Raw genomic sequence first — 19,672 nt, forward strand, 5'->3', positions numbered from 1 at the left:
TGATCTGCTGATCTGCTTTAAAAAGATGAAGCAGCCGCCGGCTCTGCCGGTGACCGCTTGTTATTTTCATCCATATATTAAACTTTAGTCGGTGCCCGAAGTGTCGTGTCCCTTCACAATTCCGGCAAAGAGCGCGGACACCGCATTGGCTAGCTGCTCCGGCGGCAGTTCAATCTGCATGCCGATCTTGCCTGCGCTGACCGCTATTAGTTGCAGCTTCTCCGCACTGTCGTCGATAAAGGTGGGATACAGCTTCTTCATACCGACTGGCGAGCAGCCGCCCCTGATGTAGCCTGTCCATTTCAGAAGCTCCTTCACGGGCAGCATCTCGATCTTCTTCTCGCCCGCTGCCTTGGCCGCTTTCTTGAGGTCCAGCTCCTCCGCGGCAGGAATAACAAAGACATACAGATTGCTGCCGCTGTGAGCGACCAGCGTCTTGTATACCTGCTCTACCGATCTTCCTACCTTCTCTGCTACTGCCGTGGCATGAATTTGTCCGTCCTCGCTGTCGTATGCCAATATGCCGTAGGATATCCCTTTAGCGTCCAGAAGACGCATGGCATTCGTCTTGACTGCTGCTTTCATGCTTCGTCTGACCCCCGTTCCTTAGTCCTGACTCTAATTTAACACAATACCGCTGCATGAAGGCAAACGGATTAATTTATCCCTAATGTTTCACAGGTATAATGGAGGAATAACAGGATAAAGGAGGAATCAAGGTGCCCAATCTGTGGATGCATATCGAATACGGAAGACAGCTTGAACGCGATCTGCAAGGCAGCCGGCTGTTCCCGGCCTCTTTGCAGCGGTGGCGGCAGCTGTACCAGTTGGGATGTCAGGGACCGGATCTCTTGTATTACTATGGTTTTCTCCCTTGGAAAAAAGACATCCAGGCCGGTCTCCTTGGCGACCTCTTTCATGGCAGTGACTGCGGTCCGGTTCTGATGGAATTCTGGGACCGGGTGCTGGAACTCCCGGATGCGCAGCGGGAACAGGCTTCAGCCTATTTCGCCGGATTCGTGACGCATCATCTGCTGGACCGCAACCTCCATCCCTACATCAATTGGAAAGCCGGTTATAAGTACAGGGACCATCAGCGGTTCGAAATCTTGCTGGACACCGTCTTCCTGGCCTGGCTTAACGGCGGGCGCACATGGGAGCTGGCGGGCTGGAAGCAGATCGATGCTGGCCCTGAGCTTCCCGCCTCCATCGTCTCCATTCTGCATGACACGGCGACCTCGCACTACACGGAAGCCGCAGCCTTTCCGCAGTCCGGCTGGCAGGAAGCCTACCGGGACGTGGTGCTGGCGCAGCGCCTGTTATTCGACCCGCATGGCTGGAAGAAAAAAATCGTGCGCGGAACGAATGCCGGACTGTTCTACCGCAAGCCAAATCCGGCCGAGACGAAGCTTGATGTTCTGAATGAACGCAAGGCTCCCTGGCGGCACTCAGCCTTGTATTCCGAAGTCCGGACGGAAAGCGTTCCGGAGCTGTGGGAGCTGGCGCTTGCGGAGGGCCGCGCCGTTCTCGGGGCGCTCTCAGGCTGGCTGTCCGCCCATAATCCCGCCGAAGCGAACAACCGGCGCGAGCACTTCCGGAGCCTGCTGGGCAACCGCTCCTATGACACCGGCAAGGATTGCGCCTCCAACCTGATCAATCAGTACGCAGAGCCCATTTGGGAGAGCGCAGCCAGCAGCTGAAGGTCCATTCATCCCCTGCAACTGTATTCTCCTCGTGCTGGATCTGTTTAAATAAGATTTCCAAGGAATAAATGAGTCAGGCAGCGATTCTCCCGTTGTTGGAGGATCGCTGTTTTGCGTTTTGGCACAAACAAAGCTGCCCCAAACCGCCATTTCATGGCTCATGGGACAGCTTCTTATGGCATTGCCTCTATGCGTATTTCCTTCTTCTGTATGCCCCTTACGATACGAATCCTTCCGCCCCGTCCGCATCGTCTCTAAGCCCATACGAATCAGCTTCGGACTTCACAAGGCCGTCCTTCTTCCCCTGCTCCACATTCACTTTAGAAACGATCGCAATGCCAAGTCCGAAGAACAAGAGCAGCGACAGAATCCCGAGACGCGGACTTCCGGTCAGCTGTCCGACGAGTCCGAAGACGAAGGGGCCGAAGATGGAGGAGAATTTGCTCGTGATATTCACGAAGCCGAACAGCTCTCCGGTCCGGTGAGCCGGCATAAGATCGCTGAGCATGGCGCGTGAAATTGATTGGCTCCCTCCCTGGACAAGCCCTACCAGGATGGCTAGTGCATAGAAGTGAACGGCTTTGGTCATGCCGAATCCGAGCGCCACGATCAGCACATAGACCAGCAGTGAAGCGATCAGCGTCCGCTTCGCCCCGAAGCGGCCCGCCGCCCTGCCGAGCAGCAGGGTGCTGGGAATGCCGACGAACTGTGTAATCAGCAGTGCTATAATCAAATCGCTCGTTCCGATGCCAATAGTCGCGCCGTAAATCGTCGCCATCAGAATGATCGTGTTGATGCCGTCATTGTAGAACCAGAAAGCTGCAATCAGCTTGAACAGCTGCGGATAGCGACGGATATCCCGGTATGTTCCTGCGATCCGTTTGATCCCTGCCTGCATATAGCCAATCGCGCCAAGCTTATCCTCGCTCTGTCTGGGCAGATTCGGCACTCTCCGCATAATCGGCAGCGCGAACACGAGCCACCACAGCCCTACGGATACGAACGCCAGACGCGTACCGGCCAACGAATCACTGAGGCCCAGCACCGAAGGCATCTGGATCATCACCAGATTCACGGCCAGCAGCAGTCCACCGCCCACATAACCGGCTGCATATCCTCTGGCCGAAATCTCGTCGCGCCTCTCCGAAGGCACCAGGTCGGGCAGCATTGAATCATAGAAGGAATTGCTCCCTGCAAACCCGATTGTAGACAGCACCAGAAGCGCGGAAGCCACCAGCCAATCACCCCGTTCCACCAGAGCGAAGCAGACGGTCGAAACCATACCGAGCAGCGAGAAGCAGGTTAGCAGGCTCGTTTTTTTGCCCGACAGATCCGAAACCGCACCTAGCACCGGCGACAGCAGAGCTACAAGCGCCATCCCCACCGCATGCGTATAGGCCAGGTAAGAGGCTGCGGTATTCTTGTCCAGTCCATCGGCGGCGACGGAGCTGTAGAAAATGGGAAGCACCGCAGCCAGCACCGTTGTCGCATAGGCGGAATTGGCCCAATCGTACATAATCCAGGCCCTGACGGCTTTTTTATTCACGCTCTCACCTTTCTTTCAGCCGCTTCTCAAAGAGTATCTCCAGTGAAACCGGCAGTTTGCCTCTATTATACCGAAGAAAGTCCATGTTCAAAGGCAGAAATGATTTTCGCAATATTAAATATCACTTCATATCATCGTAATCGGTCTGAGGCTCAGGCAAAAGCGTGGATGTCATCTAGCAGGCAGCTGTCAAACGCCAAAAACCAAAAAAGCGGGGGATTGCTCCCCCGCCTGGCCTAGTAACTTGTACATGTAATAATGGATGCTATATAGGATACCGTACAGGTACCGGATTAGTCGACGATTTCGGCGGTATCGCCATTGCTTGCGCCTGCAGCATTCGCTTCGTCGGTATCAATATGCATATCGAGTGCAAAGCTCTCGGATACGCGCGCGATAACATTTTCCAGCACAAGACCGCGTTCTCCGCCAAGACGAACCTTCAGCAGCTGCTTGTCGGCAATGCCCCATTTTTCAGCATCGGATGTATGAAAATGAATGTGACGGGCTGCCACGATAACGCCCTTCTCCAGTTCAATCTCGCCCGCCGGTCCCTTCAGCGTAACGCCAGGGGTTCCATCGATCTTGCCAGATTCGCGGACAGGTGCTTTCACGCCGATCGCAAATGCGTCGGTACGGGAAATTTCAACCTGGGATGCAGGACGAGCCGGTCCCAGAATTCTCACTTTATCAAATTTGCCTTTGCTGCCGATAACCGCTACGGTTTCATTGGCTGCAAATTGTCCGGGTTGGGAGAGCGGTTTGAATTCGGTCAGCTTATAGCCAGGTCCGAACAACGCCTCCACATGTTCTTGCGTAAGGTGAATATGTCTGGCCGACACACCTACGGGTACTGTCTTACTCATCGTAAGTCACTCCTTGTATTTTCTCTATAATTTGTACAAGCCATTGATCATTATACTCCTATTTCAACCAAAATAAAAAGGAACCTATACACGATAGGCCTCCTTATAATTAATAGTTCGCATTTTCGTCAATGGATGATATTGTCTATTCTGGAGCCCCGCTTATGGAGACGCTGGCAAATTTTTATGTAAATATGAAAAAGCGTTCCCGTGCATCCATCCTCTGACCAGCTCTTCCGGGTAACGGGCCAACAGATGTTCCACAAGCGCCGGATAGCACTCGGGATGCTCCAGACCGGAAACCCAGGCATCGATACCGTCAAAGTCCGACCCGAACATGAGGTGCTTCTCTCCCCCCAGGCTGCATACATGCTCGACATGCCTCAGCAGATCCGAAATCGCCGCTGTGCCTTGTTCAGTGACGAACGGAGGGAAGAACGTCAGACCCATTCGCCCGTCCATCAAAATGATGGCCCGTATCTGCTCATCCGTCAAATTACGGGCATGCCCGCAGACTGCCTTTGCATTGGAATGGGAAGCAATGAACGGACGGGTGGCCAGCTCCGTGAGCTCCCAGAATCCCGCCTCCGACAGATGGGAGACATCGAGCAGCATGCCTTTCCGGTTGCACCATTCGACCAGCTGTCGACCTTTGTTCGTCAAACGGCCATTCCTCTGCTCCAGCACGCCGTCCGCCGCCCAATTCGCATAATTCCAGGTAAGGCCAAGCAGCCGCACTCCCAGGTCGTAGGCCGCCTCTACATAGAACAAATTGCCCTCCAATCCGTCTGCGCCCTCTATCGATAAAAGGCCCCAGAGCGTGTTGCTCCCGGGCGATCTCCCGATCGTCTCCACCTCCTCCCTCCAACGAAGATGCTGTACCCCTCCCTGCTCCAGCACCTGCCGGCGAAACCGTTCAATCTGGCCCAGAATAAGCTCAAATTTCGGTATCCCCCATTTTTGCGACAGGTAGACGGCGAAGCACTGCAGTACAACGCCACCAGACTTTAGTCTTTCCCCCGAGGCGTCCAATGGGCCTCCATTCACGAAATTGGTCTCCGGATTTTCCAGCAGGCGGCTGAGCACATCGCAATGAAAATCCGCTACTGCGACTTTTGGCAGACTTGATTCCGGCTTGTTCATAAGAGTTGTCCTCCTTATGCTTCCATAGCAAAAAGCCTGTCTACATCACGTAAACAGGCTCTTCGCTTGAATTCTCTATCTCTATCTCGGCTCAACGATTAATTTAATGGCTGTGCGGTCTTCTCCATCAATAACAATGTCAGTAAACGCAGGAATGCAGATCAGGTCAACACCGCTTGGAGCAACAAAGCCCCGGGCTATCGCTACTGCTTTGATCGCTTGGTTCAGAGCCCCAGCCCCGATGGCCTGTAGTTCGGCCGCCCCACGCTCGCGAAGAACACCTGCTAATGCACCGGCAACGGAATTCGGATTGGATTTAGCTGATACTTTTAATACATCCATAGTAAGTACCTCCCCTGGGAAAAAGAATAGGTGTTCTTCCACTACTTTAGATGTTATTCGCGCGGCAATGAAAAATTCCTTCTTTTTTAAGTCCCTTCACAGAAATTGGTACAAAAGATGCGAGTGATTGATATAACAAAGATCACACTTCTCAACAACCGACCAAATTCGTCCTATAGTCCCAACCCGGCGCCGCTCACCCTTGCTCTAGTTCATTACCCACTCGTCTTCACGCATTCGAATCTTCTCAAGCTTCTTGGCTTTCCCGGTGTCCTCATCCAGCTCGGCGAACAATCCATGGAGCATCCATTTCCCCTCATCGACGACAAAACGGGACGGGAGTTGGGTTGTGAACTTATAGAGTACCGCATCTTTCTCCATACCCAAAATTCCTTCTCTTGAACCAACCATGCCCGCATCCGTCAAATAAGCCGTTCCCCCAGGCAGAATCACATCGTCATTGCTCTGCACATGGGTATGAGTACCTACGACAATAGAAGCGCGTCCGTCCATGAACCAGCCCATGGCAATCTTCTCGGACGTAGCTTCAGCATGAAAATCGATCAGAATGCACTTATGATTGCGTCTGAGCTCATCCACAATTTCCTCTCCAATCCGGAAAGGGCAGTCGATCGCGGGTAAAAAGGTTCGGCCCTGCAGGTTGACGATTGCGAGCTGCTTGCCATTTCCTTTCACAACCGTATACCCCTGACCCGGTGTCCCAGGCGGGAAGTTGGCCGGCCGCACCATGCGGGGCTCATCGTCGATAAAATCGAAAATCCCCTTGTTGTCCCAGGTATGATTGCCCATGGTGATCCCGTGAACACCCCAGTTGAAGAACTCATTCGCGATCGCGGAGGTGATGCCGCGGCCGGACGCTGCATTCTCGCCGTTTACAATAATGATATGCGGTTGATACTTCTCCTTAAGAAGCGGCAGCGTTTCCTTAAGCGCCTTGCGTCCGGTGTTGCCGACAACGTCTCCAATAAACAGAACTTTAATTGTAATCTCCTCCTACTATGTGTGCAGCCAACCGGCTTTGGAAGCCGGCAATAATCTAAAGTTAAAGAAAAGTGACACCGTAGAGGCGCCACTTTTCTGATTATACCTATTTAGCGTACTCAACTGCCCGTGTCTCGCGAATAACGGTGACTTTGATATGACCCGGGTAATCCAGTTCATTTTCAATCGTCTTCGTAATATCACGCGCCAGACGGAAAGCTTCGGCATCGTCGATCTTATCCGGCTGAACCATGACGCGCACCTCGCGTCCGGCTTGGATCGCATAAGACTTCTCGACGCCCTCGAAGGATTCGGAAATCTCTTCCAGCTTCTCCAGACGCTTGATGTAGGTTTCCAGTGTCTCCCGGCGTGCGCCCGGTCTTGCTGCAGACAAGGCGTCTGCTGCTCCGACCAGCATAGCGATAACCGAGGTCGCTTCGGCATCCCCGTGATGGGATGCGATACTGTTGATGACAACAGGATGTTCTTTGTATTTCTTCGCAAGCTCCACGCCGATTTCGACGTGTGAACCTTCCACTTCATGATCCAGCGCTTTGCCGATATCATGCAGCAATCCCGCCCGTTTGGCTAGCACGATGTCTTCCCCAAGCTCACCGGCCATCAGTCCGGTCAAATAAGCAACCTCCATGGAGTGCTTCAGTACGTTCTGACCGTAGCTCGTACGGAATTTCAATCGACCGAGAATCTTGATCAGATCCGGGTGCAGGCCGTGAACACCAACCTCAAAGGTTGCCTGTTCGCCGTATTCCCGAATACGCTCATCGACTTCCTTGCGGGATTTCTCCACCATTTCCTCAATACGAGCTGGATGAATGCGCCCGTCCGCCACCAGCTTCTCAAGCGCAGTACGCGCCACTTCGCGACGGATCGGATCGAATCCCGACAGGATAACCGCTTCCGGCGTATCATCGATAATCAGGTCAATACCGGTAAGGGTCTCAAGCGCGCGAATATTACGGCCTTCACGTCCGATAATCCGGCCCTTCATTTCCTCATTCGGAAGTGTAACGACGGATACCGTCGTTTCTGCCACATGATCGGCGGCACAGCGCTGAATGGCCAGCGTAATGATTTCACGGGACTTCTTATCCGCTTCTTCCTTGGCCTGCTGCTCGATATCCTTGATCATCTGGGCGGTTTCATGACGGACTTCCTGTTCTACATTGGAGAGGATAATGCTTCTGGCGTCTTCCATGCTCAGGTTCGAGATGCGTTCCAGCTCGGTAACCTGATTTTTGTAAATGACATCGATTTGCTGCTGGGTTTCATCAATTCGTTTCTCTTTGTTAGCCACTTGTTCTTCTTTTCGTTCAAGCGATTCCATTTTTTTATCCAGCGATTCTTCCTTTTGCAGCAACCGTCTTTCCTGACGTTGGATTTCATTCCGACGTTCACGAGTTTCCTTCTCAGCCTCGGTACGGATTCTGTGGACTTCGTCCTTAGCCTCCAACACCGTTTCCTTCTTCAACGCTTCCGCTTCCTTCTTCGCGTTCTCCACGATCAGGGCGGCGGCTTGTTCCGCGCTGGAAATTTTAGCTTCTGCAAGGGATTTCCGAATAAAATAACCGAACCCAAAGAATAATGTCGCTACAACGAGAACGATGATGATCCAGATCCAGGTAGCCATCTGTTTCACCTCCTCGTTGGTTCCTCCAAGGCATTCCTTGGGATTTGTGCAGTTGTCAAACTATCCGTTCATCACCATACAAAAAACCGGTAAATTCACCGATTGCCGAACTGCACATGCATCACATGCACACTGCCCGCCGCATCCGGCGATTACATATCATATGAGTTGACACGTGAATCAAACTTGAAAATGATACCCTTTTTTGGGAAGGAAAAAGGATTCAATATCATGCCGATTCATGTTATATTCTATAGTTTATAAAAAGACATTGTCAAGAGAGTCGATACCAGGCTCAAAGTCAAGGAGATCATTCGAATTCATTCAGTTCCTCGAATTCTTCCCCTCCCGCTTCATTCTCCTTAAGGGAATTCAACACGCTTCGGACCATTTCGCCGGAATATCCCCGTCTCATCAGAAAAGCTCCGGTCTTCCGTCTCTTATCCATGAGGTCCCCGCGGACCGTATTCCATTTCTTGGCGCCGAGCTGCATTGCGCTCTCTTTCTCCTGCTCCGGACTAATCTCGCCCAACGCTTCGGCAATCGTCTCTTTCGCGATCCCTTTGCCGCGCAGTTCCTGTCTCACCCACAGCTTGCCCCTACGGTGGCTTGTCACCCGCTGCTCCGCCCATTGTCTCGCGTACTGTTCATCATCGATCAGACGTTCCCGGATTAACCGGTCCAGAACTTCCTCGATAACAGTCTCCCCGATTTCCTTCTGGCGTAAACGCCGGATCATCTCCAGCGCTGTCCGGGGCTTGCGCTCCAGATACCGAAGTCCTTCCACATAGGCCCTCTGTTTCTCATCGGCCAGAACGACTTCTTCCAGCTCTTCCTTGGTGAACAATCTGCCGGTGATCATCCGGTACTTGATCATGATATCTTCATGAACGCTCAGCCGATAAGGGCCGAAATGCAGCAGATAACGGTATCCGGATTTGAGCTCTTTCTCCACCTTGGTTATCATCAGTTCCTCGCCATCCGGGAACTCCGACAGCACGTTCTCCTCCTGATGGTCATCCTCGGCTTCCAGCTGTATCGTCATGATGTGTATCCTCCGCTACATTCATAGTTATTCTACAAAAGAAGGCGCCCTTGTCAGGACAAGGGCGCCTGTATATCCATCGGATTATTCGATTTCCAGCAGCGCCTGTTCTTCCTCTTTCTCCGCTTGCAGTTCCGATTCTGTCGGAGCCGCTACAAGAGTGCTGAGATTGCTCGCTTCACGAATCTTGTTCTCAATCGTAAGGGCCAGGTTCTGATTCTCTTTCAGGAACTGCTTCGCGTTCTCACGGCCTTGGCCTAAACGCTCGCCTTCATAGGAATACCAGGCCCCGCTCTTGTTGACGATATCCATTTCCGTTCCGATATCTACAAGACTGCCTTCTCTCGAAATACCTTCGCCATACATGATATCGATGTCTGCCTGCTTGAATGGCGGAGCGACCTTGTTCTTCACAACCTTGATTCGGGTGCGGTTACCTACGATGTCGTTGCCCATCTTGATGCTCTCTACGCGCCGTACGTCAAGACGGATGGTCGAATAGAATTTCAACGCGCGTCCGCCCGGTGTCGTTTCCGGGTTGCCGAACATAACGCCGATCTTCTCGCGAAGCTGGTTAATGAAGATGGCGATCGTCTTCGATTTGTTGATCGATCCGGACAGCTTGCGAAGAGCCTGGGACATCAGACGAGCCTGAAGACCGACATGGGAATCTCCCATCTCGCCTTCAATTTCCGCCTTCGGCACAAGTGCCGCTACAGAGTCGACGACAATGATATCAACCGCGCCACTGCGTACCAGCGCTTCGGCGATTTCCAGCGCCTGTTCGCCTGTATCCGGCTGGGACAGCAGCAGTTCGTCGATATTGACGCCCAATTTGCTGGCATAGCTTGGGTCCAATGCATGCTCCGCGTCAATAAACGCGGCTTGTCCGCCAGCCTTCTGCACTTCTGCAATGGCATGCAGGGCAACTGTCGTCTTACCCGATGATTCCGGTCCGTACACTTCAATGATCCGGCCCTTCGGAAGTCCGCCGATTCCAAGTGCAATATCAAGAGCCAGCGATCCGCTTGGTACGATTTCGACCTGCATATGAGTCGACTCGCCCAACTTCATAATGGAACCTTTACCGAATTGTTTCTCTATTTGACGAAGCGCCATTTCCAGCGCCGCACGACGATCTGACAATCAGATCACATCCTTTTCTCTATTTATATAATAAAAAATCTCATTAAACACGTTGCAAGAAGGGCAACATCTGTTCCTATAGCTCTATTGTACCTTGTTTTGGAGGGTTTGCCAAGCATTTTTTCGAACATACATTCGTTTTTTTGAACTTCGCGCAAACATTTCCCTTTTATTGCTAATTATCATTTTATGCCTTGAACAAGCTCGCCGCCGGCCGGAAACGAATCTCTCCCAAGCATCGTCACTCATATCTAATCATCGAGAATAAACAACGACGCGGCAACTAATAGACAATAGCGTTTACGGGCAAATGCAATTCCAATTCTAGACGCAGAGCCTATGAATTCATATTTACTAATGCAAAAACCGCGGCAAAGAGAGTTCAATGCCACGGTTCTTCCGCAATATATTTATTATATATGACCCGGAGGAGTTATTTCAAGCCTGGACTGCCTGACGGAGTAACTGCCCCGCGTTCCACAAGCCGCCGCCACAGGCGGTACAGAATCGCCTTTACAGAATTGATCCGAATGCTCTGCCGATCGCCTCTCAGCTTCAGCTCGTACACATCCGTTCGGCCATTCCGCTCGGATATGCCGATGTAGACAAGACCAACCGGCTTCCGTTCGGAATGACCCGGTCCGGCGACACCGGTCACCGACAAGCCGAAATCGCTGTCCACGGTGATCCGGACCTGCTCCGCCAGAACCTGGGCCACCTCCCGGCTGACTGCCCCTGGAGCATTCTCCCCCTCGAGATAATCCTGCGGGACATTCAGCAGCTTCATCTTCATTTCATTGGAATAGCACACAATGCCGCCATGAAAAACCGATGAGCTGCCGGGAATGCTGGTCAGGCTCTCCATCAGCATGCCGCCAGTACAGCTCTCTGCGCAGCTGACCGTAATTCCGGCATCCGCCATCCAGTCCACCAGCACCTGTTCAAGCGGAGCATCAAAATCGGCGTACAAATGGTCAGGAAGGATATCCCGGATTTTCTCTTCCAGCGCATCCAGCTTCTCCATTGCCTCATTGTGAGATGACGCCTTGGTGGAAATCCGGACCGTGACTTCGCCTTCCTTGGCGTAAGGGGCAAGCGTGGGATCATTCTGGCCGTGGATCAGGTCGATCAGCTTGTCTTCCAGCAGGGATTCCCCGATACCGGCGAACTTAAGCATTTTGGAGTACAGCGGCATTTCATCGGTTAGAGCATGCTGAAGCAGCCAAGGTTTCGCCTTGTTCGCGAACATAGGCTTCATCTCCCGAGGCGGGCCTGGCAGAACGACATAGTATTTGTCCTGGTCCTTAATGGCCACGCCTACCGCCAGACCGGTTTCATTAGGCAGCGGAGCCGAATCGTCAATGACCAGAGCCTGCTTGCGGTTGTTCTCGGTCATGCTGACGCCGCGATCGCTGAAGAAGCGCTCCACATGTTCCATCGCCGCCCGTTCGAGATGAAGTCCCCGGTTAAGGGACGCGGCCAGCGCTTCCTTCGTCAGATCGTCTTCAGTCGGCCCGATTCCGCCGGTGAAAAGAATAAGATCCGCCCGAGTCTTGGCGATCTCGATGGCCTGCTGCAGCCGGCTGTTGTTGTCCCCTACAACGGTTTGAAAGTACACATCAATACCGAGAGCGGCAAGCTCTACGGAGAGGAACTGGGCATTGCTGTTCACAATTTGCCCCAGCAGCAGCTCGGTTCCGACCGCAATAATTTCTGCTTTCATAATCTTTCGCCTCCCATGATTATCCGCCGATACCGGCATACAAGAACGGGGCAGTCAGGACGATGTCCCGCTGCCCCGATTCAGCCTGGTCTCAGACGTTATAAGCTTGCTGCCTCACCGTGAACCCTGAATCAGGTATGGTGCAATTGAAGCAGCTCCTTGTTCTTCACAAAATAATCGATTCCCGAATAGATGGTGATGAGCGCCGCAGCCCAAATGGCGATCGTGTCAAAGGGGATGCCTACGAACTCGAGCGGGAAATTGTTAAGGAGCAGCAGCGAGATCGCAACGATTTGCACGACCGTCTTCGCCTTTCCCCATTTGCTCGCCGCGACAACCTTCCCATCGAGCAGCGCGACCTGCCGGAGTCCGGTTACGGCAAATTCCCGGCTGATGATGACGATGGCAATCCAGGAATCGCATCTTCCCAGTTCAACAAGCGAGATCAGGACAGCCGTAACAAGCAGCTTATCCGCCAGCGGATCGAGCAGCTTGCCGAGATTGGTCACCATATTATACTTGCGGGCAATGTATCCGTCGATGCCATCCGTACTTGCTGCGAGCAGAAAGATAACGGCTGCAATCAGATGGTTCACCGGCAGTTGAAATGAGCCCCAGTGCAGCGGCTCCGGGTAAATATTCAGATCGACCAGCAGAAAAAACATCATGATCGGGATCAGACAGATGCGGGCGAATGTAATGCGATTGGGTAAATTCACTGAAGTTCCTCCCCTGACAAATCATATTCAAAAGCGTGGGTGATCCGGACCTTCGTCATTTCCCCGATGCCGAGATTGCTGCCCTTTACAAACACCTCTCCGTCGATCTCCGGTGCGTCGTACTGCGAACGGCCCACATACACATCGCTGCGTCCGTCATAACGTTCCACCAGGACGTCCAGAACCTGTCCCACAAACCGGCCGCCGCGATTCTTTGACACCTCACGCTGCAGCTCCATCAAGGTATTGGCCCGCCATTCCTTCACGTCCTCCGGCACCTGGTTCGGCAGACGGGAGGCAGGCGTTCCCTCCTCCATGGAATATGTAAATACGCCGAGCCGGTCAAAGCCGATTTCGCTCACAAAATCGCAAAGGCGCTGGAAATCCTCTTCAGTCTCCCCGGGAAATCCGACGATCAGCGAGGTGCGCAGCGACACTTCGGGAATCGCTTCCCGGATGCGCGCTACCAGCTCACGGGTGTCGCGCTGCCTGCCTGGCCTCCGCATCCGTTTCAGGATGGAGTCTTCGCTGTGCTGCAGCGGCATGTCCACATACTTGCAAATTTTCGGATTGGCCGCCATCGCCTGGATCAGTTCCTCGGTAAAGAAACCGGGGTATGCATAATGCAGCCTGACCCATTCGATTCCTTCCACCTCACTCACCCGGTTCAACAGCTCGGGAAGCTTGAACTCACCGTACAAGTCCGTACCGTAATTGGTGGAATCCTGAGCGATAAGGCTGACTTCCTTCACGCCTTGCGAAGCCAGAGTACTGACTTCTGCAATGACGGATTCCATGGAGCGGCTGCGGAACGCCCCCCGCATAAGGGGGATGCTGCAGAAGGTGCAGTTATTGTCGCATCCCTCCGCAATCTTCACATAGGTTGTGAACCGGGGCGTCGACACCTTGCGGGGAAGCGCCTCCTCATAATTGAACACCGGGTTGCCGACCCATACCGGACGCCGTCCTCTGACGGCCTCGTCCACAATCTGCACGATATTATGGAAGTCGCCAGTGCCGACAATCCCGTCGATTTCCGGCATTTCCTCCATCAGCTCGGCCTTGTAGCGCTGGGTCAGGCAGCCCGAGACGATCAGCGCTTTGAGATTCGCACTCTCCTTCAGCTCCGCGAGTTCCAGAATCGTATTGACCGACTGTTCCTTCGCCGCATCAATAAAACCGCAAGTATTAACAATAATGACGGTCGCTTCTTCTTTTTCCTCCACGAGCGTGTATCCGCGTTCATGAACCAACCCGGACATAATTTCCGAGTCGACCAGATTCTTCTCGCATCCAAGCGTTACGATGTTGATTTTTTCTGTCATGGTCATCCCCCAATAATGAAACCCTTATCCCTACCCACATTTTCTCAACAAGTATAATATAGCCGCATTTGCGCTGTCAAAAACACGCAGAACCCCGCAGAGCCTGCCAGCTTCAGGTCATCTGCGGGGGAGAATGAGATCATTTCATATTGGTATATTGCAGGTCCAGCGGAAGATCCGCATTATTGAGGACCTTGATGATCTGCTGAAGATCGTCGCGGCTCTTGCCGCTGACCCGGATCTGGTCACCCTGAATCTGACTCTTGACCTTAAGCTTGGAATCGCGGATGAGCACATTGATCTTCTTGGCGTTATCCTGATCAATTCCCTGCTTCAGTCCAAGCCGCTGGCGAACCGTACCAAGCGCCGCCGGCTCGATTTTGCCGAAATCCAGGTTCTTCAGGGTAATTCCTCTCTTCACCATCTTGGATTGCAGAATATCGATTACCGCATTCAGTTTATACTCGTCGTCGGATACGATAATCAGCGCATCCTTTTCCAGCTTGAGGCTGCTCTTGCTGCCCTTGAAGTCGAAGCGGTTCTGAATTTCTTTCTCCGTCTGATGGATCGCGTTGGTTAGTTCCTGAATGTCCATTTTGGATACAATGTCGAATGAGCTTTCCGAAGCCATCGTTTCACGCCCTTTGCTACAAGTTTCAGTTTTTATTATATGAAAAAGATGAGGACAAGTCTAACGGCCATGTATCTGTCATCCTATTTATAATAAAAAAAGCCTCCCCCAAGGATGATCACCCTTGCCCGGGAGGCGTGCTGCTGTCAATCATGATATGAAATGCATCTGTCATCTGCTCCGTGCCGGAGCGCGGAACATGTCCAGGATACCCAGCAGAATATGCGCCAGTCCGAACCCCAATATTCCGTAACCCCAGGTACTTGGCGTCATATAGTATCCGAGCAGACTGACAATGATTCCAAGTGCGGTTACGATCCAACTAACCGTCATCGATTATACACCTCGCTTCAATGGATGAACTGCCAGATAATCATAGGTTCTCCATCTCTGCCGAGTCTATACAACCAGTCCGTATTATTGGCCGGTGCTTGTTCCGTTATCCTGAGTGCCTGTTGTACCGGTACCGCCGGCAGTATCCGCGCCACCGGCAGCCGAACCGTCATCCAGTTTCAGCAGAATGCGCGACGTGGACTTGCCGTCTGTTACCGTCTGGCCATTTACCGTGATCTGTGTAGCGGGAGAATATCCCGATTTGATGTACATGCCCTGGCTGTCAAGCGTAAAATTCAGCGTATTCCCGGATTCAGTGCTTCCGTAGCTAAGTTTCTCACCCTGTGAGTTCGTACCGCGGTATACTTCGAGCCAGCTCTTGCCGGTTGCAGTTATAACAACCTGCGGATTCGCGCCCGACACCTTGAAGATCGTCGTCTTGCCAGACTTTCCGTCCTGAACGACTGTACCGCTTCCCGCTGCAGGGGATGGGGATACAGACGGGGAAGGAGAAGGAGACGCTTCACCCGACGGAAGCGCAGATTCCCCCGCTGCTCCAGCTGAAGGAGAAGGCGTTGCTCCCCCGCCTGCGCCAGCCGAAGCCGTTGCAGGAGAAGGCACCTGCGTACTGGTGGTAATCGGACTTACGTCCGTCTGCTTGTCATTCGATTTACCCCAATCAGAAGCGTACATATAAATGACCACTACAATCAATACGGGAAAAATCCACATCAGCAGCGTCGGGAGCCATTTCGGGTTCCGCCCGCTTTCAGGTCTGCGACTCCGGCTCTGAAGCACGGACTCCATCGTCGAGGACTCCTGTACAGGCGCGGGGACGCTTCCCGGCTCCTGCATCAGCTCGTCGGGATTGAGGCCGACCGCCTCTGCATAGGTCTTGATAAATGCACGTACATAGAAGCTTCCGGGGAGCACCTTGTAATCTCCCGCCTCGATCGCTTCCAGATATTTTTTGCGGATTTTTGTTACCTCTTGAACGTCGTCAAGACTCATGCCTTTTTGCAGACGAGCCTCTTTCAACTGCCGGCCCAGTTCCGACATGCTATGACCTCCTCGTTGTATATGTTGTTACAGATCGTCGCTGTAGCTGCCGGTAAACGTATCGTATACAATTTCCTCACTCGGCGAGTTGCGAAGCTCGATCAGAATGTCAAAATCATCGTACGTATACTCGGATTCCCGGACAAAAATGTCGGGATGCTCGATGACTTTCACACTCGGCATAGCCATAATCTCTTTCAGGAGATTGTAATGCTTCTCATTGGAACGAATCGTGCTGACGATGCCATCTATGATGAATACATTGTGCGGGTTCATTTCATCCTCGGCCAATTGGCTGCGCACCGTCTGACGGAGCATGGTCGAAGACACGAAGGTCCAACGTTTCATGGCGCATACGCTGCCGGCGATGATCGATTCCGTCTTGCCGACTCTCGGCATACCGCGGAGACCGATAACCTGGCTGCCTTCACGCTTGAACAGCTCCCCCAGGAAGTCGACAAGAAGCCCAAGCTCGTCGCGGGTGAACCGGAACGTCTTGCGGTCATCCGAGTCCCTGTCAATGTAACGGCCATGCCGGACAGCCAAAATGTCGACCAGCCGTGGAGCACGCAGGGCCGTAACCGTAATGTTCTCCACCTTCTTGAGCATGTCGCCCATAAGGCTGATCTTCTCGTCGTCGTCCGTTTCAAGCAGCATTCCCCGGGTCTTGCCTTCTACACCGTTGATGGTCAGGATGTTGACTTCCAGCATCCCGAGCATGGAGGCGATGTCTCCAAGAAGCCCGGGCCGATTCTTATGTATCTTGTATTCCATGTACCACTGTTTGTATTCCAACTTGTACACCTCGTATTGTGAATTGACGCTCTTCCGCCGTTTGCCGTAATTCTTCACAATCCGACAAACCTCTCTGTTACACGGGTCATGTTAATGATATATAAAAAAAAAATGAAAGGCAAGGTCAAAGCCCGGATTGCATCTAGAAGAAATACCCAGAGGCGTTCTCACCGCATAGAAAAGCTCCCCAAAGGGGAGCTCTCCCAGGTTATGCGTTTTGCTTGGCGAGCTTGACCATGAGGGAAGCGATGGTCTGGCGCTGACTGTCGTCGCCTACATCCCACAGTTCCTTGATCGCCCGGTTTGAAGCGTTCTGCGGGTCGACTTTCTTGTCGAGAAACTCCCCGATTTCGAAAGCCAGCTTGGAAATGGTGTCCTCGCTCATGCCGACTTTTTCGGCCTGGATGACCCGTTCACCCAAAAATCTCTTCCAGGTGTCGTAGTTCTTGATGACAGTCGATTCCGTTGACATATGAAATCCTCCTTCGTGGCTGGACGGCACGCTGAAGCGCCCGTCTGCAAATTAAGATTTATAAGCAACAGCTTTAATATGCCCTCAAGAAGCATCCGTAATCCTGGTTGTTTCCGGTAAACATCAAGTAATCCAGCCGCCGTTCGGACTGATAATCTGACCGTTGATATACCCCGACTCGGGCAGCGCCAAAAAATACACCAGCGAGGAAATTTCATCAGGCAGCGCCAAACGACCGGCCGGGATTTCCTCCTCCAGCATCCGCATCTCATCTTCGGCCAGATTGTCCAGCATGGAAGTGCGGACGGCTCCCGGAGCTACGGCGTTCACCGTAACCCCTGAAGGAGCCAGCTCGCGGGCCAGCGCCTTCGTAAAAGCATTGACCCCGCCCTTGCTGGCTGAATACGCGACCTCGCAGGAAGCGCCCGAGATCCCCCATACAGAGGATACGTTGATGATCCTGCCGTACCTCTGGGACACCATATAGGGCATGAAAATTTGACTGCACAGAAAGGTGCCTTTTAAATTGACCGCCATCACGTCATCCCAATCTTCTTCGGTAAGGTCGGCGAGCATTCCGTAATGGGATCTGCCCGCGTTATTGACCAGAATGTCCGGCTGCATCCCGTTCACCGCGAGCCTTTCGGCCATACGCTGCAGTTGGCTTTTATCCCGAAGATCGGCCGATACCGTCATCACCTGAGCTCCGGCTTCCATACATTTTCTGGCAACTTCATTGGCCGCCTCATGGGAATTCATGTAGTGAATGACAACCTTCATCCTTGCAGAGGCAAAGCGTTCAGCGATCGCTCCACCGATTCCCCCGCTTCCTCCTGTTACCAGCACTGTCGTTTCTCCAAGCGGCTTGCCGCTTCCTCCCCAGCCTTCCACTACGGATTCACCACCACCGATACCGCCAGTTGATTCCAGTCGATGTGGGAACGCAAGCGTTCGTTGACTTCCTGAAGCGTGATCGATTCATACTGCGGCAGCACATCGAAGAAATCCCCGCCTCTGAACTGATAGCGTGTAAATTCATGCGCAATGCTCTCGGGTGAGTTCAGCATCCGCAAATATCCGCCAATCTTCTTGTTTCGGGCCCGGGTAAAATCGGATTCATTGAACCCGGACGCAAGCAGCGGCTCAATCTCCTCCCGAATCCGCTTCAGCAGCAGCTCAGGGTCCTTCGTATCTCCGCCTATTGCCGAGAATGCGTACTGCGGGGAGCTGTTGTATTCATGACCGAAGCTGTCGGTGATCAGTTCCTCGTCATACAGCTTCTGATACAGAGCGGTGCTGCTGCCAAGGAGAAGATCAAGCATCAGTTTCGTGACAAGGTCCCGGCGGACAGCATCTTTTCCGGTCAGACCGGTTTCTTGTTCCTTAAATCCAAACAGGCATTTGGGCATCGATACAGGCAGCTTGTTCTCCAGCCGTTTCTGACCGACCTCCACAGGCTCCTCGGCAAAAATGCGCTCGATCTCGCCCTGGTTCTCATAGGCTTTGCGCGCCTGATTGTTCCGCACCAGATCAAGAACCGCCTGGGGATCAACGCCTCCCACGATGAACAGCAGCATATTGCTCGGATGATAGAACGCGTTGTAGCAGGTGTATAGCGTCTCTTTTGTAATTGTGGAGATGGATTCCACCGTGCCCGCGATATCGATCCGGACCGGATTGACCGAATACATCGCTTCGATTAGTCCGAAATAGACCCGCCAATCCGGATTGTCGGCATACATGTTGATCTCCTGGCCGATAATCCCTTTCTCCTTCTCAACATTCTGGTCGGTGAAGTAAGGCCGCTGCACAAAATCGATGAGTGTCTCCAGATTGGTCTCAATCTTCTCCGTAGCGGAGAATAAATACACGGTCTGTTCAAAGCTTGTGAAAGCGTTGGCTGACGCACCGTTAGAGGCAAATGTCGCAAAAATATCCCCTTCCGGCTCTTCGAACATTTTATGCTCCAAAAAGTGGGCGATGCCATCAGGCACCGAGATTTCTTCCCCGCCTGCTACCTTGAAATGGTTATCAACCGAACCGTAGTTGGTCGCAAATGTGGCATAGGTCTTCTTGAAATCCGGCTTCGGCAGCACGAATACCTTCAGTCCGTTATCCAGCTCTTCCGCATACAGCGTCTCCTGGAGCCGTTCGTAATGGATCTGTTCCATCCG

The 19,672-nt window shown here is 52.8% G+C and carries 20 protein-coding genes; 1 reads left to right on the top strand and 19 read right to left on the bottom strand.

From position 1 onward, the window contains the following. Nucleotides 1-84: 84 nt before the first annotated feature. Nucleotides 85-585, bottom strand: coding sequence for a Cys-tRNA(Pro) deacylase (ybaK, locus tag KIH86_RS16915; protein WP_223087284.1), 501 nt, complete (start codon nt 583-585; stop codon nt 85-87). Between the two features lie 134 nt (nt 586-719). Here ybaK and KIH86_RS16920 point away from each other — a divergent pair, with 134 nt between their 5' ends. Next, nucleotides 720-1,700: a zinc dependent phospholipase C family protein gene (locus tag KIH86_RS16920; protein WP_223087281.1), complete on the top strand. Its 981-nt coding sequence runs from the start codon at nt 720-722 to the stop codon at nt 1,698-1,700. 220 nt (nt 1,701-1,920) lie between these two features. Here KIH86_RS16920 and KIH86_RS16925 read toward each other — a convergent pair whose 3' ends face one another. The 18 genes from KIH86_RS16925 to yfmH all read right to left on the bottom strand — a co-directional run bounded on the left by KIH86_RS16925 (nt 1,921) and on the right by yfmH (nt 19,669). Next, nucleotides 1,921-3,249 carry an MFS transporter gene (locus KIH86_RS16925; RefSeq protein ID WP_223087279.1) on the bottom strand — a complete coding sequence of 443 codons (1,329 nt, stop codon included), beginning with the start codon at nt 3,247-3,249 and terminating at the stop codon, nt 1,921-1,923. A gap of 293 nt (nt 3,250-3,542) precedes the next feature. Continuing rightward, nucleotides 3,543-4,115, bottom strand: coding sequence for a phosphate propanoyltransferase (gene pduL, locus KIH86_RS16930; protein WP_223087276.1), 573 nt, complete (start codon nt 4,113-4,115; stop codon nt 3,543-3,545). Between the two features lie 162 nt (nt 4,116-4,277). Beyond that, nucleotides 4,278-5,258 carry a dipeptidase gene (locus KIH86_RS16935; RefSeq protein ID WP_223087274.1) on the bottom strand — a complete coding sequence of 327 codons (981 nt, stop codon included), beginning with the start codon at nt 5,256-5,258 and terminating at the stop codon, nt 4,278-4,280. 81 nt (nt 5,259-5,339) lie between these two features. Then, the gene (locus tag KIH86_RS16940) at nt 5,340-5,600 is read right to left on the bottom strand and encodes a stage V sporulation protein S (protein WP_025335291.1); all 261 of its coding nucleotides are present in this window, start codon (nt 5,598-5,600) and stop codon (nt 5,340-5,342) included. Between the two features lie 207 nt (nt 5,601-5,807). After that, on the bottom strand, nt 5,808-6,602 hold the full coding sequence (locus KIH86_RS16945) for a TIGR00282 family metallophosphoesterase (RefSeq protein ID WP_223087757.1): 795 nt from the start codon (nt 6,600-6,602) through the stop codon (nt 5,808-5,810). Nucleotides 6,603-6,708: 106 nt separating this feature from the next. Beyond that, nucleotides 6,709-8,250 carry a ribonuclease Y gene (gene rny, locus KIH86_RS16950; RefSeq protein WP_223087272.1) on the bottom strand — a complete coding sequence of 514 codons (1,542 nt, stop codon included), beginning with the start codon at nt 8,248-8,250 and terminating at the stop codon, nt 6,709-6,711. Nucleotides 8,251-8,560: 310 nt separating this feature from the next. Continuing rightward, entirely contained in the window at nt 8,561-9,295 is a 735-nt protein-coding gene (locus KIH86_RS16955) for a regulatory protein RecX (protein WP_223087270.1), read from the bottom strand. An 84-nt stretch (nt 9,296-9,379) separates the two neighbouring features. Next, nucleotides 9,380-10,441 carry a recombinase RecA gene (gene recA / locus KIH86_RS16960; RefSeq protein ID WP_038696604.1) on the bottom strand — a complete coding sequence of 354 codons (1,062 nt, stop codon included), beginning with the start codon at nt 10,439-10,441 and terminating at the stop codon, nt 9,380-9,382. Nucleotides 10,442-10,874: 433 nt separating this feature from the next. Further along, nucleotides 10,875-12,164 (bottom strand): competence/damage-inducible protein A, encoded by a 1,290-nt coding sequence (locus tag KIH86_RS16965; RefSeq protein ID WP_223087268.1) that lies wholly within the window; start codon nt 12,162-12,164, stop codon nt 10,875-10,877. Between the two features lie 131 nt (nt 12,165-12,295). Further along, nucleotides 12,296-12,883: a CDP-diacylglycerol--glycerol-3-phosphate 3-phosphatidyltransferase gene (gene pgsA, locus KIH86_RS16970; RefSeq protein WP_223087265.1), complete on the bottom strand. Its 588-nt coding sequence runs from the start codon at nt 12,881-12,883 to the stop codon at nt 12,296-12,298. Further along, nucleotides 12,880-14,208, bottom strand: a complete 1,329-nt coding sequence (gene rimO / locus KIH86_RS16975; protein WP_223087263.1) for a 30S ribosomal protein S12 methylthiotransferase RimO — start codon at nt 14,206-14,208, stop codon at nt 12,880-12,882. Before rimO ends, pgsA begins: the two co-directional genes overlap by 4 nt. Before the next feature lie 139 nt (nt 14,209-14,347). Beyond that, nucleotides 14,348-14,839: a YajQ family cyclic di-GMP-binding protein gene (locus KIH86_RS16980; protein ID WP_223087261.1), complete on the bottom strand. Its 492-nt coding sequence runs from the start codon at nt 14,837-14,839 to the stop codon at nt 14,348-14,350. A 171-nt stretch (nt 14,840-15,010) separates the two neighbouring features. Further along, a complete protein-coding gene (locus KIH86_RS16985) occupies nt 15,011-15,172 on the bottom strand; it encodes a hypothetical protein (protein WP_223087258.1) in 162 nt (53 codons plus the stop codon). An 84-nt stretch (nt 15,173-15,256) separates the two neighbouring features. Then, entirely contained in the window at nt 15,257-16,231 is a 975-nt protein-coding gene (locus KIH86_RS16990; protein WP_223087255.1) for a RodZ domain-containing protein, read from the bottom strand. Nucleotides 16,232-16,258: 27 nt separating this feature from the next. Further along, on the bottom strand, nt 16,259-17,026 hold the full coding sequence (locus KIH86_RS16995) for a DUF3388 domain-containing protein (protein ID WP_223087252.1): 768 nt from the start codon (nt 17,024-17,026) through the stop codon (nt 16,259-16,261). A gap of 208 nt (nt 17,027-17,234) precedes the next feature. Beyond that, nucleotides 17,235-17,498 carry a DUF3243 domain-containing protein gene (locus KIH86_RS17000; protein ID WP_223087249.1) on the bottom strand — a complete coding sequence of 88 codons (264 nt, stop codon included), beginning with the start codon at nt 17,496-17,498 and terminating at the stop codon, nt 17,235-17,237. 123 nt (nt 17,499-17,621) lie between these two features. Further along, complete coding sequence (ymfI, locus tag KIH86_RS17005; protein WP_223087247.1) at nt 17,622-18,389, bottom strand: elongation factor P 5-aminopentanone reductase; 768 nt, start codon at nt 18,387-18,389, stop codon at nt 17,622-17,624. Beyond that, nucleotides 18,389-19,669 carry an EF-P 5-aminopentanol modification-associated protein YfmH gene (yfmH, locus tag KIH86_RS17010; RefSeq protein ID WP_223087244.1) on the bottom strand — a complete coding sequence of 427 codons (1,281 nt, stop codon included), beginning with the start codon at nt 19,667-19,669 and terminating at the stop codon, nt 18,389-18,391. Before yfmH ends, ymfI begins: the two co-directional genes overlap by 1 nt. Nucleotides 19,670-19,672: the final 3 nt, after the last annotated feature.

The sequence above is a fragment of the Paenibacillus sinensis genome (assembly GCF_019904155.1).
Taxonomy (GTDB): Bacteria; Bacillota; Bacilli; order Paenibacillales; family Paenibacillaceae; genus Paenibacillus_AQ; species Paenibacillus_AQ sinensis.